This is a genomic window from Streptomyces sp. SID14436, assembly GCF_010548465.1.
In the GTDB taxonomy this organism is placed as follows: Bacteria; Actinomycetota; Actinomycetes; order Streptomycetales; family Streptomycetaceae; genus Streptomyces.
Genome location: NZ_JAAGMD010000751.1, coordinates 1 through 15,357, shown reverse-complemented (window position 1 = coordinate 15,357; position 15,357 = coordinate 1). Strand labels below are relative to the sequence as shown.

Genomic DNA, 15,357 nt, shown 5'->3' with positions numbered 1-15,357 from the left:
CGGTACGCCCGCGACCGCCGGCAGGCGCAGGAGCCGCACGCCGGTGCCGCGCCCGCCCTGGCGGACGTCCCGTACCGTTTCGCGCCGGAGGGCCACGGCCCGCTGAAGGTGTCCTTCCCCTGCCCGACCTGCCGGCAGCGCATCAGGGTGCCGGTGCGGGGGCGGGTCCGGGCCCGGTGCGGGCTGTGCCGGACGGTGCTGGAGTGCGACACGTAGGCGCCTGAAGGCCGGCCGGGCGGCGGGTCCGTTTCCGGGGGATCCGCGGCGCCGCGCGCACGGTCGCTCCGTAGTCTTGGCGCATGAAACGTGCCCTGCTCACGGCCCTGTGCCTCGTCGTTGTCGCGGTGTCCGGCTGCTCCTCGTCCGGAACCGGTGCCTCCGCGAGAGAGCCGGACGGGGCGGGGCTGGCGAGCCCGGCGAAGAAGGAGCTGGCCCAGCAGATCGTCGCGAGCGCGGAGAACGGGACGCTGGACTGGCGCAGCGCCTACGGCTACATCGAGGACATAGGCGACGGCCAGGGCTACACGGCGGGCATCATCGGTTTCTGCACCGGTACCCACGACCTGCTGACCCTGGTCGAGGACTACACGGCCGACCACCCCGGCAACGGCCTCGCCCGCTACCTGCCCGCCCTGCGCGCGGTCGACGGCACGGACTCGCACGAGGGGCTCGACCCGGGCTTCACGGCGGCGTGGAAGGCGGAGGCGAAGCGGCCGGCGTTCCGGGCCGCGCAGGACGCCAAGCGCGACGCCGAGTACTTCGGCCCGGCGGTGCGCAGGGCGGAGCGGGACGGGCTGTCCGCGCTGGGCCAGTTCGTGTACTACGACGCGATCGTCTACCACGGCCCCGGGGACGGCCCCACCAGCTTCGGCGGCATCCGCACGGCGGCGATGGAACGGGCCGAGCCGCCGGCCGAGGGCGGTGACGAGGAGGAGTACCTGGCCGTGTTCCTGGAGGTGCGCCGCAAGGCCATGAACACGCTGCACCCCACCCACGACACCAGCCGGGTCAGCGCCCAGCGCCACTTCCTCGACGAGGGGAACCTCGGCCTCGACACCCCGCTGGAGTGGGAGATGTACGGGACGCCCTACAAGGTGGCCTGAGCGGGGCCCGGCCAGGGAAGTGCGACGGCGCCCGCCCAGGTGTCCGGTCGGGGACGCGGGCGGGCGCCGTCTGTGTCCGTACGCCTTTGTACGTCACGTCGGTGAGGGACCGTCAGGTCCCGGTGCGGGCCGTCAGACCGCCAGTGCGCGGTCCGTCGGACGGATCGGTGCCGGCAGGTCGCTCGCCCCCGTCAGGAGGCGGTCGCAGCCCCGCGCGGCCGAGCGGCCCTCGGCGATCGCCCACACGATGAGCGACTGCCCGCGTCCGGCGTCACCGGCCACGAACACGCCGGGCACGTTCGTCTGGAAGTCGGCGTCCCGGGCGATGTTACCCCGCGCGTCGAGCTCCAGGCCGAACTGCTCGACCAGACCGTTGTCCCGGTCGGTGCCGGTGAAGCCCATCGCGAGGGTGACCAGCTGGGCGGGGATCTTGCGCTCGGTCCCCGGCCTGCCGACCGGGCGGCCGTCGACGAACTCGACCTCGCTCAGGTGCAGCCACTGCACGTTGCCGTCCGCGTCGCCCTCGAAGTGGGTGGTGGAGACGGAGTAGACCCGCTCGCCGCCCTCCTCGTGCGCCGACGTCACCTTGTACAGCATGGGGAAGGTCGGCCACGGCTGGGCCGCCGGGTCCCGCTCCTCGCCGGGGCGGGGCATGATCTCCAGCTGGGTGACGGAGGCGGCGCCCTGACGGTGGGCGGTCCCCACGCAGTCGGCGCCGGTGTCACCGCCGCCGATCACGACGACGTGCTTGCCCTCGGCGGTGATCGGCGGGGCGACGTAGTCGCCCTCCTGCACCTTGTTGGCCAGCGGCAGGTACTCCATGGCCTGGTGGATGCCCTTGAGCTCGCGGCCGGGCACCGGAAGGTCGCGCGCGGTGGTCGCGCCGACCGCCAGGACGACGGCGTCGTAGCGCTTGCGCAGCGCGGTGGCCGGCATGTCGCGGCCGATCTCGATGCCGGTGCGGAACTTGGTGCCCTCCGCGCGCATCTGCTCGATGCGGCGGTTGATGTGCCGCTTCTCCATCTTGAACTCGGGGATGCCGTACCGCAGCAGGCCGCCGATGCGGTCGGCCCGCTCGTAGACGGCGACGGTGTGGCCGGCCCGGGTCAGCTGCTGGGCGGCGGCCAGGCCGGCCGGGCCGGAGCCGACGACGGCGACGGTCTTGCCGGACAGCCGCTCGGGGATCTGCGGGGCGACGTCACCGGCCTCCCACGCCTTGTCGATGATGGAGACCTCGACGTTCTTGATGGTGACCGGCGGCTGGTTGATGCCGAGCACGCACGCCGCCTCGCAGGGGGCCGGGCACAGCCGCCCGGTGAACTCCGGGAAGTTGTTCGTCGCGTGCAGGCGCTCGCTCGCCGCCGCCCAGTCCCCGCGGTAGGCGTAGTCGTTCCACTCGGGGATGAGGTTGCCCAGCGGGCAGCCGTTGTGGCAGAACGGGATGCCGCAGTCCATGCACCGGCTCGCCTGCTTGCTGATGACGGGCAGCAGCGAGCCGGGGACGTAGACCTCGTTCCAGTCCCGGACGCGCTCCTCGACCGGGCGGGTCGCGGCGAGTTCGCGGCCGTGGTTCAGAAAGCCCTTCGGATCAGCCATTGATCGCCGCCTCCATCATCTTCTCGTGGGTCTCGGACTCCGAGAGCCCGGCTCGCTCGGCGGCGTCCTTGGCGGCGAGCACTGCCTGGTACGTGCTGGGGATGATCTTGCTGAAGCGCTCCACGGCCGTGTCCCACTCGGCGAGCAGCTTCCCGGCGACGGTGGAGCCCGTCTCCTCCTGGTGCCGGCGCACCACGTCGTGCAGCCAGGTCCGGTCGGCGTCGTCGAGCGGCCGGACGGCGTCGAGGTTGCCGGCGTTGACGTGGTCGCGGTCCAGGTCGACGACGTAGGCGACACCGCCGGACATGCCCGCCGCGAAGTTGCGGCCGGTCTCGCCGAGGACGACCGCGTGACCGCCGGTCATGTACTCGCAGCCGTGGTCGCCCACGCCCTCGGAGACGACGAGCGCCCCGGAGTTGCGGACGCAGAACCGCTCGCCGACCTTGCCGCGCAGGAACATCTCGCCGCCGGTGGCACCGTAGGCGAGGGTGTTGCCGGCGATGACGCTGTACTCGGCGAGGTGGTCGGCGCCGCGGTCGGGACGGACCACGATCCGGCCGCCGGACAGGCCCTTGCCGACGTAGTCGTTGGCGTCGCCCTCCAGCCGGAGGGTGACACCGCGCGGGACGAAGGCGCCGAAGGACTGGCCGGCCGAGCCGGTGAAGGTGATGTCGATGGTGTCGTCGGGCAGACCGGCGCCGCCGAACTTCCGGGTCACCTCGTGGCCGAGCATGGTGCCGACCGTGCGGTTGATGTTGCGGATGGCGACCCGGGCGCGCACCGGCTGGGCACCGGCGGCGTCGGACGCGGCCAGGGCGTCGGCGGAGAGCCTGATCAGCTCGTTGTCGAGGGCCTTCTCCAGGCCGTGGTCCTGGACGGTCAGCTGGTGGCGGACGGCGCCCTCGGGCAGCTCCGGCACGTGGAACAGCGGGGCGAGGTCGAGGCCCTGGGCCTTCCAGTGGTCGACGGCGCGGGTCACGTCGAGCACCTCGGCGTGGCCGACGGCCTCCTCGATGGAGCGGAAGCCCAGCTCGGCCAGCAGTTCGCGGACCTCCTCGGCGATGAACCGGAAGAAGTTCACCACGTGCTCGGCCTTGCCGGCGTAGCGGTCGCGCAGCACCGGGTTCTGGGTGGCGATGCCGACCGGGCAGGTGTCGAGGTGGCAGACGCGCATCATGACGCAGCCGGAGACCACCAGCGGGGCGGTCGCGAAGCCGAACTCCTCGGCGCCGAGCAGGGCGGCGATGACGACGTCGCGGCCGGTCTTGAGCTGGCCGTCGGTCTGCACGACGATCCGGTCCCGCAGCCCGTTGAGCAGCAGGGTCTGCTGGGTCTCGGCGAGCCCCAGCTCCCAGGGGCCGCCCGCGTGCTTCAGCGAGGTCAGCGGGGAGGCGCCGGTGCCGCCGTCGTGACCGGAGATGAGCACCACGTCGGCGTGGGCCTTGGAGACGCCCGCGGCGACGGTGCCGACACCGACCTCGGAGACCAGCTTGACGTGGATGCGCGCCCGGGGGTTGGCGTTCTTCAGGTCGTGGATCAGCTGGGCCAGGTCCTCGATGGAGTAGATGTCGTGGTGCGGGGGCGGGGAGATGAGGCCCACGCCCGGCGTCGAGTGACGCGTCCTGGCGACCCACGGGTAGACCTTGTGGCCGGGCAGCTGGCCGCCCTCGCCGGGCTTGGCGCCCTGGGCCATCTTGATCTGGATGTCGTCGGCGTTGACCAGGTACTCGGAGGTCACGCCGAAGCGGCCGGAGGCGACCTGCTTGATCGCGGAGCGGCGGGCCGGGTCGTACAGGCGCTCGGGGTCCTCGCCGCCCTCACCGGTGTTGGACTTGCCGCCCAGCTGGTTCATGGCGACGGCGAGCGTCTCGTGCGCCTCCTGGGAGATGGAGCCGTACGACATGGCGCCGGTGGAGAACCGCTTGACGATCTCGGAGACCGGCTCGACCTCGTCGAGCGGGACCGGTCCCCGGCCGGACGCGAAGCCGAAGAGGCCGCGCAGCGTCATCAGCCGCTCGGACTGCTCGTTCACCCGCTCCGTGTACTTCTTGAAGATGTCGTAGCGGCCGGAGCGCGTGGAGTGCTGGAGGCGGAAGACCGTCTCGGGGTCGAACAGGTGCGGCTCGCCCTCGCGGCGCCACTGGTACTCGCCGCCGATGTCCAGCGCGCGGTGCGCCGGGGCGATCCCGGAGACGGGGTACGCCTTGGCGTGGCGGGCGGCGACCTCCCTGGCGACCACGTCGATGCCGACGCCGCCGATCTTGGTGGCGGTGCCGTTGAAGTACTGGTCCACGAAGCCCTGGTCGAGGCCGACGGCCTCGAAGACCTGGGCGCCCCGGTAGGAGGCGACCGTGGAGATGCCCATCTTGGACATCACCTTCAGCACGCCCTTGCCGAGGGCGCGGATGAGGTTGCGGATGGCCGTCTCGGGCTCCATGCCGGGCAGGAAGGTGCCGGCGCGCACCAGGTCCTCGACGGACTCCATCGCCAGGTAGGGGTTGACCGCCGCGGCGCCGTAGCCGATCAGCAGGGCCACGTGGTGGACCTCGCGGACGTCGCCGGCCTCGACCAGCAGGCCCACCTGGGTGCGCTGCTTGGTGCGGATGAGGTGGTGGTGGACCGCCGAGGTGAGCAGCAGCGACGGGATCGGCGCGTGCTCGGCGTCGGAGTGCCGGTCGGACAGCACGATCAGGCGGGCGCCGTTGCCGATGGCCGCGTCGGCCTCGGCGCAGATCGCCTCGATGCGCGCGGCGAGCGCCTCGCCGCCGCCGGAGACCCGGTACAGGCCGGACAGGGTCGCGGCCTTGAAGCCGGGCATGTCGCCGTCGGCGTTGACGTGGATCAGCTTGGCGAGCTCGTCGTTGTCGATGACCGGGAAGGGCAGGACGACGCTGCGGCAGGAGGCGGCGGTCGGCTCCAGCAGGTTGCCCTGCGGGCCGAGGGAGGAGCGCAGGGAGGTGACGAGCTCCTCCCGGATGGCGTCCAGCGGCGGGTTGGTGACCTGCGCGAAGAGCTGGGTGAAGTAGTCGAACAGCAGCCGCGGCCGGTCGCTGAGGGCGGCGATCGGCGAGTCGGTGCCCATCGAACCGATCGGCTCGGCACCGGCCTTGGCCATCGGGGCGAGGATGACGCGCAGTTCCTCCTCGGTGTAGCCGAAGGTCTGCTGGCGGCGGGTGACCGAGGCGTGGGTGTGCACGATGTGCTCGCGCTCGGGCAGGTCGGACAGCTCGATCTCGCCGGCTTCGAGCCACTCCGCGTAGGGGTGCTCGGCGGCGAGGGCGGCCTTGATCTCGTCGTCCTCGATGATGCGGTGCTCGGCGGTGTCGACGAGGAACATGCGGCCGGGCTGGAGGCGGCCCTTGCGGACGACCTTGGCGGGGTCGATGTCGAGGACGCCGACCTCGGAGCCGAGGACGACCAGGCCGTCGTCGGTGACCCAGTAGCGGCCGGGGCGCAGGCCGTTGCGGTCGAGGACCGCGCCGACCTGGGTGCCGTCGGTGAAGGTGACGCAGGCCGGTCCGTCCCAGGGCTCCATCATCGTGGAGTGGTACTGGTAGAAGGCGCGTCGCGCGGGGTCCATGGAGTCGTGGTTCTCCCACGCCTCCGGGATCATCATCAGCACGGAGTGCGGCAGCGACCGGCCGCCGAGGTGCAGCAGTTCCAGGACCTCGTCGAAGGAGGCGGAGTCGGAGGCGTCGGGCGTGCAGACCGGGAAGACGCGCTCCAGCTCCTTGCCGGTGCCGAACAGGTCGGACATGAGCTGCGACTCGCGGGCGCGCATCCAGTTGCGGTTGCCCTTGACGGTGTTGATCTCACCGTTGTGCGCGACGAACCGGTAGGGGTGGGCGAGCGGCCACGACGGGAAGGTGTTCGTGGAGAACCGGGAGTGCACGAGCGCGATCGCGGAGCCGAAGCGGCGGTCGGACAGGTCCGGGAAGAAGGGCTCCAGCTGGCCGGTGGTCAGCATGCCCTTGTATACGATGGTCCGCGCGGACAGCGACGGGAAGTAGACGCCGGCCTCGCGCTCGGCGCGCTTGCGCAGCGCGAAGGCCCTGCGGTCCAGGGCGATGCCCGTGGACGCGCCGTCGGTGACGAAGATCTGGCGGAAGACCGGCATGGTGGACCGGGCGGTGGCGCCGAGCAGTTGGGGCGCGACCGGCACCTCGCGCCAGCCGAGGACGGTCAGGCCCTCGTCGGAGGCGATCCGCTCGATGCGGGCGACGGCGTCCTCGGTGCCGTCGCCCGGCAGGAAGGCGATGCCGACGGCGTAGCCGCCGGCCTCGGGCAGCTCGAACCCGGCGACCTCGCGGAAGAAGGCGTCGGGGACCTGGGAGAGGATGCCGGCACCGTCGCCCGAGTCCGGCTCGGATCCGGTGGCACCGCGGTGCTCGAGGTTGCGCAGGACGGTCAGGGCCTGCTCGACCAGGGTGTGGGATGCCTCGCCGGTGAGGGTGGCGACGAAGCCGACACCGCAGGCGTCGTGTTCGTCACGGGGGTCGTACATGCCCTGCGGGGCAGGGCGAGCATCCATGAACGACCAGGTGGATCGGTCGTTCCCGGAATGCTGGGACGGCTGGCGCGGCATACGCATCGGCTCTCCCGTCGTCGTCTGTTGGCATGTGTCAGGTGCCGAGGGACGACGTTGGCCCTCTGCGTGGGGTGGGAAATGTCAGGCAGATTACATGATGAAGCGGTTCTCGCCGACCGGGATATTCCGTTTCAGCATGCGGACAGCCTGCTCGCCCTGGGGGTCCCGGAAGGGTCGCGCGGATCCGCGGCGGGGTCCCGCGTCCGGCGGTGGGGCTGTGGGAAGGGGCGGGCCGGGTCGGACAGGTCGGTGTCCGCGTCGGCCCGCTGTGGGGGCGGGCTTCCTCGTCCGCCCCGCAGGCACGCCGCGGGCCTCATTGCCCACAACGCGTACGGCTCATGCCCAGCGGTCACGTCGCCGAAACCAGCGAGTAACGACTGATGCGGCCCGCGCATAATACGACTTCTACCGCCAAGGACAACCTCACCTGTGCGGCTCGGCGCACAGGTGAGAGCCGGATCATCCTATGGCCGTACCGATCAGTGCGCCCAGGGCGTACGTCACACCGGCCGCGGCACCCCCCAGCGCGAGCTGGCGCAGACCGCTGTACCACCAGCTGCGTGCCGTCACCTTGGCCACCACCGCACCGCACAGGAACAGGCCCAGCAGGGCGACCACGACGGCCGGCCAGAGGCTGCTCGCGCCCAGCAGGTAGGGCAGCACCGGGAGCAGGGCGCCCAGCGCGAAGGAACCGAAGCTGGAGACGGCGGCGACGGTCGGGGAGGGCAGGTCACCGGGGTCGATGCCCAGCTCCTCACGGGCGTGGATCTCCAGGGCCTGCTCGGGGTCCTGCGACAGCTGCCGGGCCACCTCCCGGGCCAGCTCCGGCTCGACCCCGCGGGCAGCGTAGAGGGCGGCCAGCTCGGCCTCCTCGTCCTGCGGGTGCTTGCGCAGCTCGCGCCGCTCGACGTCCAGCTCGGCCTCGACCAGCTCGCGCTGGGAGGCCACGGAGGTGTACTCACCGGCCGCCATGGAGAAGGCGCCGGCGGCGAGTCCCGCGAGACCGCTGAGCACGATCGTCTGCTGTCCGGCCGCACCGCCCGCGACACCGGTCATCAGCGCCAGGTTGGAGACGAGACCGTCCATCGCCCCGAACACGGCCGGGCGCAGCCAGCCGCCGTTCACGTCCCGGTGCGTGTGGTTGTCGCGGTGCGCCTCGTGCAGCGCCGCCTCGGTCTCGATGATCGCCATGCCGTCCCCCAGGGAGTTAACTCAGGCTTACCATAGACAGATTCCAGTCTTCGACATGACCCAATGTACGCTGCTCCGCACTCCGCTGCCAGCAAGGAAAGGCTGGGCTAACCTGCGGTTTTGCCGATTCCCGGCCCCTCCCGGAGCACGTCCCGGAGCATCTCCCCGCACACACGCCGAGGGCGCCCGGATCACTCCGGGCGCCCTCGGTCTCGTACGGTCGGCGGTCAGCTCTTCCTGGCCGAACCCGCCCCGTCCTTGGCACCGCCGTCGGCCTCGTCCGCGGAGGCGGCGCGCTCGCCGGAGCCGTCCTCGGCCTCCGGCCGGTCGCCGCCCGCGTCGGCGGTGGACGGCTTCTCCGCGTCCTCGACGGTCTTCTCGCCCCCGGCGCCGGGGGTGTCCTCGTCGCCGGTGTCCTCGCCCGTCCCGGCGCCCTCCGCGCCCGGCTCGACCACGGGCTCGCGGCCCGGCCGCTTCCGCGCCGACAGGACGATGTAGAGCACCGCCAGCAGGAACACCAGGACCGACGTCCAGTTGTTCAGCCGCAGGCCCAGGATCTCGTGGGCCTCGTCGACGCGCATGTACTCGATCCAGAACCGGCCCACGCAGTACGCGGCGACGTACAGGGCGAACGCCCTGCCGTGTCCGAGCCGGAAGCGGCGGTCGGCCCAGATGACCAGCAGGGCCACCCCGATGCACCAGAGGGACTCGTACAGGAACGTCGGGTGGTAGGTGCCCGGCACCCGCCCGTCGGCCGAGGAGGTGATCTCCACCGCCCACGGCAGGTCCGTCGGCCGCCCGTACAGCTCCTGGTTGAACCAGTTGCCCCAGCGGCCGATGGCCTGGGCGAAGGCGATGCCCGGCGCGACGGCGTCGGCGTAGGCCGGCAGCGGGATGCCCCGGCGCCGGCAGCCGATCCAGGCGCCGAGCGCGCCGAACGCGATCGCGCCCCAGATCCCGAGGCCGCCCTCCCAGATCTTGAAGGCGTCCACCCAGTCACGGCCCTCGCTGAAGTACAGCTGGTAGTCCGTGATCACGTGGTAGAGCCTGCCGCCCACGAGGCCGAACGGGACGGCCCAGACAGCGATGTCGGCCACCGTCCCGGGCCGCCCGCCCCGGGCGATCCAGCGCTTGTTGCCGAGCCAGACGGCAACGAAGACGCCGATGATGATGCAGAACGCGTAGCCGCGCAGCGGGACGGGGCCGAGGTACAGCACCCCGCTCGACGGGCTGGGAATGTAGGCAAGTTCCATGGCAGGGTCGACGCTACCCTGCCCGACCGGCCGCGCGCCGGGTGGCCCGGCTACGTCTCCATAACAGGGGCCGCCCGGCGGGCGCCGCCGGCCGGGCCGCGCGCCGCCGTCATCCCTGGTTGGCCTCCTGGACCAGCTGCTTCAGCTTGGCCGGGGTCATCGACTGGTCCTGGTAGATGTTCTTGCCGTCGAGCAGGACGGTCGGGGTCCCCGAGAAGTCGCCCTTCTGGAAGGCCTCGTTGGACTTCACGACCCAGCTGTTGTGCGTGCCGTCCTCGACGCAGCTGCGGAACGCGGGCGTGTCCAGCCCCTCCACCTTGCCGGCCAGCTCGATCAGCTTGCCGTCGTCGGCGAAGGCGTCGTCGGTCTCCGGCGGCTGGTTGGCGAACAGCACGTCGTGGTACGCGGTGAACTTCCCCGCGTCCTGGGCGCAGGCCGCGGCGTTGGCGGACGCGCGGGAGCCGGTGCCGCCCATGTTGCCGTCGATGAGCGTGACCAGGTGGTACTCCACCTTCAGCTCGCCGGCGTCGGTCAGTTCGTGGATGGTGGGGCCGTAGGCCGTCTCGAAGGACTTGCAGGCCGGGCAGCGGAAGTCCTCCCACACCGTGAGCGTGGACCCGGCGCTCTCCTTGCCGACGGGGATCGCGAGGCCGTCCTTGCCCAGCGCGCCGGAGGGCGCGACGACCGGGCCCGCCGACTCGCTGCCGTCGTCCTTGCCGGCGTTCGCGGCGACGACGCCGATCACCGCCGCCAGCCCCAGGACACAGACCACGCTCGCGCCCACGATCAGGGTGCGGCGCCGCTTCTCCGCGGCCTTCTGCTTCTCGCGCTCGGCCGCCAGCCGCTCCCGGGCGGTGCGCCTCTTCGCGTCACGGTTCTTCTCGCTCACACCCCGCAGAACGAACCGGGGAGGCGCACCGCGCCTCCCCGGTCCCAGGTCCACCCGTACGAGGGATCCGTATGACCGGACGGGCCGGCCCCGGGTCCCTCCCGGGGGTCAGGCCCGGCGGCGGACCCCCGCGGCCAGGTCACCGGCGAGCGAGCGGACGGCCGCCACGCCGGCGGCGGCGTCGGGAGCGTCCAGCATCAGCTTGACGAAGGCCGAACCGACGATGACGCCGTCGGCGAAGGCGGCCACCTCGGCGGCCTGCGCCGCGTCGGAGACGCCGAGCCCGACGCACACCGGCAGGTCGGTGGTGGCCCGGGTGCGCCGCACCAGGTCCTCGGCCTGGGCGCCGACCGACTCACGCGTGCCGGTGACCCCCATCAGGGAGGCGGCGTAGACGAAGCCGCTGCCGGCCGCGGTGATCTCGGCCAGGCGGGCGTCCCTGCTGCTGGGCGCGACGACGAAGACGGTGGCGAGACCGTGCTTGTCGGCGTGCTCCCTCCACAGCGCCGACTCCTGGACGGGCAGGTCGGGCAGGATGCACCCGGCGCCGCCCGCCTCGGCGAGCTCGGCGGTGAACCGCTCGACGCCGTAGCGGTCGATGGGGTTCCAGTAGGTCATGACGAGGATCGGCTTGCCGGTGGCGGCGTGCGCCTCGCGGACGGTGCGCATCACGTCGGCGATCCGCACCCCGCCGCGCAGGGCGATGTCGTCGGCGGTCTGGATGACCGGGCCGTCGAGCACCGGGTCGCTGTGGGGCAGGCCCACCTCCACGACGTCCGCGCCGCCGTCGAGGGCGGCCCGGACCGCGTCGATGCCGCCGTCCACGGTGGGGAACCCGGCCGGGAGGTAGGCGATGAGGGCGGCACGGCCCTCGGCCTTCGCCGCGGCGAGGGTGTCGTTCAGCAGCCGCACGTTCCCGCTCACTTGGCGTCCCCCTCGATCTCGGCGGTGCCGCCGGCCTCGTCGGCGGCGACCTCGGCGTCGGTGTCGTACAGGCCGAAGTAGCGCGCGGCGGTGTCCATGTCCTTGTCGCCGCGGCCGGACAGGTTGACCACGATCAGCCCGTCCGGGCCCAGCTCCCGCCCGACCTCCAGGGCCCCGGCGAGGGCGTGGGCGCTCTCGATGGCCGGGATGATGCCCTCGGTGCGGGACAGCAGCCGCAGCGCCTGCATGGCGGCGTCGTCGGTGACCGCCCGGTACTCCCCGCGGCCGGAGTCCTTGAGGTAGGAGTGCTCGGGGCCGATGCCCGGGTAGTCCAGCCCGGCCGAGATGGAGTACGGCTCGGTGATCTGGCCCTCGTCGTCCTGGAGGACGTAGGAGCGGGAGCCGTGCAGGATGCCGGGCTCGCCCGCGGTGAGGGTGGCCGCGTGCTCGCCGGTCTCGATGCCGCGGCCCGCCGGCTCGCAGCCGATCAGCCGGACGCCCTCGTCGGGGACGAAGGCGTGGAACAGGCCGATGGCGTTGGAGCCGCCGCCGACGCAGGCGACGGCCGCGTCGGGCAGCCGGCCGGCCCGTTCCAGGAGCTGGCGGCGGGTCTCGACGCCGATGACCCGGTGGAAGTCGCGCACCATGGCCGGGAAGGGGTGCGGGCCGGCGACGGTGCCGAACAGGTAGTGGGTGCTGTCGACGTTGGCGACCCAGTCGCGGAACGCCTCGTTGATGGCGTCCTTCAGGGTGCGGCTGCCGGACTTCACGGCGATGACCTCGGCGCCGAGCATCCGCATCCGGGCCACGTTGAGGGCCTGGCGCCGGGTGTCGATCTCGCCCATGTAGATCGTGCAGTCGAGGCCGAACAGGGCGCAGGCGGTGGCGGTGGCCACGCCGTGCTGTCCGGCGCCGGTCTCGGCGATGACGCGGGTCTTGCCCATGCGCCTGGTCAGCAGGGCCTGGCCGAGCACGTTGTTGATCTTGTGGGAGCCGGTGTGGTTGAGGTCCTCGCGCTTGAGGAAGACCCGGGCGCCGCCCGCCTCCTCGGCGAAGCGGGGGACCTCGGTCAGGGCACTCGGGCGGCCCGTGTAGTGGACCAGGAGGTCGTCGAGCTCCCGGGCGAACTCGGGGTCGGACTTGGCCTTGTCGTACTCGACGGCGACCTCGTCGACCGCGGCCACGAGGGCTTCGGGGATGAACTTGCCGCCGAAGGCGCCGAAGTAGCCCTCGGCGCTGGGGACCCGGCCCTCGGGGTCGGGGATGAAGAAGGTGCTGGGCATGCGGAACCTCACGGTGAGTGCGGGTGGGGCAGCTTGCGCCGTGGGGGCGGGGCCGTCGGCCGCTGGTGCGGCGCGGCCCCGCTCCCCCGGGGAGCAGGGTGCTGCCATCGCATGCCGTTGACCTGCCCGGGTTCGTCACCGATGACGTAGCGGACCCTGCGGCCGTGCACCCGGCGGGCGGGGGCCCGGCAGCCGCGGGGCCGGCAGCCGCGCGCGAGGCGGGCGTACGGGTCCCGGGCGGGGGTCGGCACAGTGGTCATCGGGGGCAGCCTGGCGGTGGGGTCAGCCCCGCCCGTGGCGCAGCGCGGGGTGCTCCCCCGCGGCCACCAGGTCGGAGACGGCCGTCTTGGGATCCTTGCCGGTGACCAGCGACTCGCCGACCAGGACGGCGTCGGCGCCGGCGTTGGCGTAGGCGATGAGGTCGTGCGGGCCGCGGACGCCGGACTCGGCGACCTTGACCAGGTGGTCGGGGATCTCGGGGGCGACCCGCTCGAAGGTGCCGCGGTCGACCTCGAGGGTCTTGAGGTTGCGGGCGTTGACGCCGATGACCTTGGCACCGGCGTCGACCGCGCGCTCGACCTCCTCCTCGTCGTGGACCTCGACGAGCGGGGTGAGGCCGATGGACCCGGCGCGCTCGATGAGGGACTCCAGGGCCGCCTGGTCGAGGGCGGCGACGATCAGCAGCGCGAGGTCGGCGCCGTGCGCGCGGGCCTCCCAGAGCTGGTAGGAGGTGACGATGAAGTCCTTGCGCAGGACCGGGATGTCCACCCGGGCGCGGACCGCCTCCAGGTCGGCCAGCGAGCCGCCGAAGCGGCGCTCCTCGGTGAGCACGGAGATCACGGACGCGCCGCCCGCCTCGTAGTCGGCGGCGAGGCCGGCCGGGTCGGCGATCGCGGCGAGCGCGCCCTTGGAGGGGCTGGAGCGCTTGACCTCGCAGATCACCTTGACGCCGTCGCCGCGCAGCGCGGCGGCGCCGTCCTTGGCGGCGGGGGCCTTCGCGGCGCGCTCCTTGAGCTCGTCGAGGCTGACGCGCGCCTGCCGCTCCGCGAGGTCGGCCCGCACTCCGTCGATGATCTCGTCGAGCACACTCACGCGAGCGGCCCCCTTCCTGACGGGTGGTCTTCGGTGCGTTGGTTCCGGGTGCCGGGGTGCCCGCCTCGGTGGTCGGGCCGCCGGACGGAACCGGTGGTCACTGCGATGGTATCCGCAGCCGGGCGTATGCCCCGCATCCGGTTGACGCCGGTCCCACTAGCTGGACATCCACCGGTCGATCAAGGATGCAGCCAGCCACCGAACGGCAGGTTCCGGACAACCGTGAAGACCAGCAGCAACGCCCCGAGCGACCACAGGAGCACCGGCCCGGGGTCGATCCGCAACGGCTTCCCGCGGGCGGCGTGGACCACCCAGACGGTCCACAGCACGGCGAAGCCGGCGTAGCCGAGGACGGCGGGCGCGTTGGCCTGCAGGGCGGTCAGGAGGTCGCCGTGCACGACGGCGTGCGCGCTGCGCAGTCCGCCGCAGCCGGGGCAGTACAGGCCGGTGAGGCGCAGCAGCGGGCAGGCCGGGTAGTGGCCGGGTTCGTTGGGGTCCACGGCGCCGACGTAGGCGAAGGCCGCCACGACGGCGGCCAGCACTCCGGCGGGGACGGCCAGACGGGCGGCGGTGCCGCGGGACGCGGGCGGGCTGACGGCGTTCACCCTGTGCATTGTGCCCGGCACGCGCGCCGGGGGCGGGTCGGCACGCGTGTGCCGGCCCGCCCCCGGCGGCGCGGTGGTGCGGTGTCTCAGCTCTGGGCGCGGGCCGGCGCGCCCTCGCCGGTGACCTTGTGCACGGGGTGGACGTGCTTCGGCTGGCCCATGCCCATCACGCTCATGATCCCGCCGACCAGGGCACCGAGGAGCACGATGCCCATACCGGCCCAGAAGCCCGCCGGCTGGTCCATCACCATGAACGTCCCCGCGACGCAGAAACCGATGAAGGCGATGATGACACCGGTCCAGGCGGCCGGGGTGTGACCGTGGCTGCTGCCCGCCATTGCTTGCTCCTCGTTGCTGTGTACGTGTCTGAGCAGGATGCTCGCCCTCATTGTCCCGCACGCGCGCGTCCGGCGTCAGCGGGGGTGTTCCCAGCGCGCCGGACGCCCGCCGCCGGGTGCCCCGTCCGGCCGTGAGGAGGCAGGACGAGGAGGCAGTCCGGGAGGCGGAGCGGGGAAGGCGTGGGGTCAGGCGCCGGTGGGGTCCTCGCCCCGGTCCAGGGCCTTCCACAGGTCCTCGGGGCGGTCGGGGTCGACCGCGGCGGGCCTGCGGCGCGGGCGCGGGGTGCCGTCCCGCTCGTAGCGGCCGGACATGGCGGGCCACAGCCGGCCGTAGCGCAGGGCGAGCACCCCGGCCAGCAGGATCAGCAGGCCGCCCGCGGCGGCCACGTACGGCCAGGCCGTGTGGCTGAGGGCGGCGACGGTCGCGGAGGTGTCGCCGGAGGCCTCGGCGGCCTTCTGCTCCAGCGCGCCGCGGTCGGAGGCACCCAGCAGGGC

13 protein-coding genes and 1 pseudogene are annotated in these 15,357 nt (G+C 72.8%); 2 read left to right on the top strand and 12 right to left on the bottom strand.

Annotated elements, in window-relative coordinates:
- Window positions 1-216: pseudogene (locus G3I53_RS27415) on the top strand (hypothetical protein); the annotation flags it as partial.
- Window positions 217-299: 83 nt separating this feature from the next.
- A complete protein-coding gene (locus G3I53_RS27410; RefSeq protein WP_164336306.1) occupies window positions 300-1,103 on the top strand; it encodes a chitosanase in 804 nt (267 codons plus the stop codon).
- 132 nt (window positions 1,104-1,235) lie between these two features.
- Here the strand turns inward: G3I53_RS27410 and G3I53_RS27405 are convergent, their stop codons facing one another.
- The 12 genes from G3I53_RS27405 to G3I53_RS27350 form a co-directional block, all read right to left on the bottom strand.
- On the bottom strand, window positions 1,236-2,699 hold the full coding sequence (locus G3I53_RS27405; protein WP_164336308.1) for a glutamate synthase subunit beta: 1,464 nt from the start codon (window positions 2,697-2,699) through the stop codon (window positions 1,236-1,238).
- Window positions 2,692-7,290, bottom strand: a complete 4,599-nt coding sequence (gene gltB / locus G3I53_RS27400) for a glutamate synthase large subunit (protein ID WP_164336310.1) — start codon at window positions 7,288-7,290, stop codon at window positions 2,692-2,694. The genes G3I53_RS27405 and gltB overlap by 8 nt, the downstream gene beginning before the upstream one ends.
- A gap of 456 nt (window positions 7,291-7,746) precedes the next feature.
- Entirely contained in the window at window positions 7,747-8,478 is a 732-nt protein-coding gene (locus tag G3I53_RS27395; protein WP_164336312.1) for a VIT1/CCC1 transporter family protein, read from the bottom strand.
- Window positions 8,479-8,705: 227 nt separating this feature from the next.
- Complete coding sequence (lgt, locus tag G3I53_RS27390) at window positions 8,706-9,731, bottom strand: prolipoprotein diacylglyceryl transferase (protein ID WP_164336314.1); 1,026 nt, start codon at window positions 9,729-9,731, stop codon at window positions 8,706-8,708.
- A gap of 109 nt (window positions 9,732-9,840) precedes the next feature.
- Window positions 9,841-10,620 carry a thioredoxin domain-containing protein gene (locus G3I53_RS27385; RefSeq protein WP_164336316.1) on the bottom strand — a complete coding sequence of 260 codons (780 nt, stop codon included), beginning with the start codon at window positions 10,618-10,620 and terminating at the stop codon, window positions 9,841-9,843.
- 108 nt (window positions 10,621-10,728) lie between these two features.
- Complete coding sequence (gene trpA / locus G3I53_RS27380) at window positions 10,729-11,544, bottom strand: tryptophan synthase subunit alpha (RefSeq protein WP_164336318.1); 816 nt, start codon at window positions 11,542-11,544, stop codon at window positions 10,729-10,731.
- Window positions 11,541-12,827, bottom strand: coding sequence for a tryptophan synthase subunit beta (gene trpB / locus G3I53_RS27375; RefSeq protein ID WP_164336320.1), 1,287 nt, complete (start codon window positions 12,825-12,827; stop codon window positions 11,541-11,543). The genes trpA and trpB overlap by 4 nt, the downstream gene beginning before the upstream one ends.
- An 8-nt stretch (window positions 12,828-12,835) precedes the next feature.
- On the bottom strand, window positions 12,836-13,087 hold the full coding sequence (locus tag G3I53_RS27370) for a tryptophan synthase subunit(beta) (protein WP_164343769.1): 252 nt from the start codon (window positions 13,085-13,087) through the stop codon (window positions 12,836-12,838).
- Between the two features lie 22 nt (window positions 13,088-13,109).
- On the bottom strand, window positions 13,110-13,919 hold the full coding sequence (gene trpC / locus G3I53_RS27365; protein WP_164337981.1) for an indole-3-glycerol phosphate synthase TrpC: 810 nt from the start codon (window positions 13,917-13,919) through the stop codon (window positions 13,110-13,112).
- Window positions 13,920-14,098: 179 nt separating this feature from the next.
- Window positions 14,099-14,533, bottom strand: coding sequence for a DUF2752 domain-containing protein (locus tag G3I53_RS27360; RefSeq protein ID WP_164337980.1), 435 nt, complete (start codon window positions 14,531-14,533; stop codon window positions 14,099-14,101).
- A 77-nt stretch (window positions 14,534-14,610) separates the two neighbouring features.
- Complete coding sequence (locus G3I53_RS27355; protein WP_164337979.1) at window positions 14,611-14,862, bottom strand: HGxxPAAW family protein; 252 nt, start codon at window positions 14,860-14,862, stop codon at window positions 14,611-14,613.
- A gap of 186 nt (window positions 14,863-15,048) precedes the next feature.
- A partial coding sequence (locus G3I53_RS27350) for a TIGR02234 family membrane protein (RefSeq protein WP_164438886.1) occupies window positions 15,049-15,357 on the bottom strand: 309 nt, incomplete at its 5' end.

What these genes read in the sequence shown, in the direction of transcription:
- G3I53_RS27410 (WP_164336306.1), top strand. Translation starts at nt 300, where the DNA reads ATGAAACGTGCCCTGCTCACGGCCCTGTGCCTCGTCGTTGTCGCGGTG.
- G3I53_RS27405 (WP_164336308.1), bottom strand. Translation starts at nt 2,699, where the DNA reads ATGGCTGATCCGAAGGGCTTTCTGAACCACGGCCGCGAACTCGCCGCG.
- gltB (WP_164336310.1), bottom strand. Translation starts at nt 7,290, where the DNA reads ATGCGTATGCCGCGCCAGCCGTCCCAGCATTCCGGGAACGACCGATCC.
- G3I53_RS27395 (WP_164336312.1), bottom strand. Translation starts at nt 8,478, where the DNA reads ATGGCGATCATCGAGACCGAGGCGGCGCTGCACGAGGCGCACCGCGAC.
- lgt (WP_164336314.1), bottom strand. Translation starts at nt 9,731, where the DNA reads ATGGAACTTGCCTACATTCCCAGCCCGTCGAGCGGGGTGCTGTACCTC.
- trpB (WP_164336320.1), bottom strand. Translation starts at nt 12,827, where the DNA reads ATGCCCAGCACCTTCTTCATCCCCGACCCCGAGGGCCGGGTCCCCAGC.
- G3I53_RS27370 (WP_164343769.1), bottom strand. Translation starts at nt 13,087, where the DNA reads ATGACCACTGTGCCGACCCCCGCCCGGGACCCGTACGCCCGCCTCGCG.
- G3I53_RS27360 (WP_164337980.1), bottom strand. Translation starts at nt 14,533, where the DNA reads ATGCACAGGGTGAACGCCGTCAGCCCGCCCGCGTCCCGCGGCACCGCC.
- G3I53_RS27355 (WP_164337979.1), bottom strand. Translation starts at nt 14,862, where the DNA reads ATGGCGGGCAGCAGCCACGGTCACACCCCGGCCGCCTGGACCGGTGTC.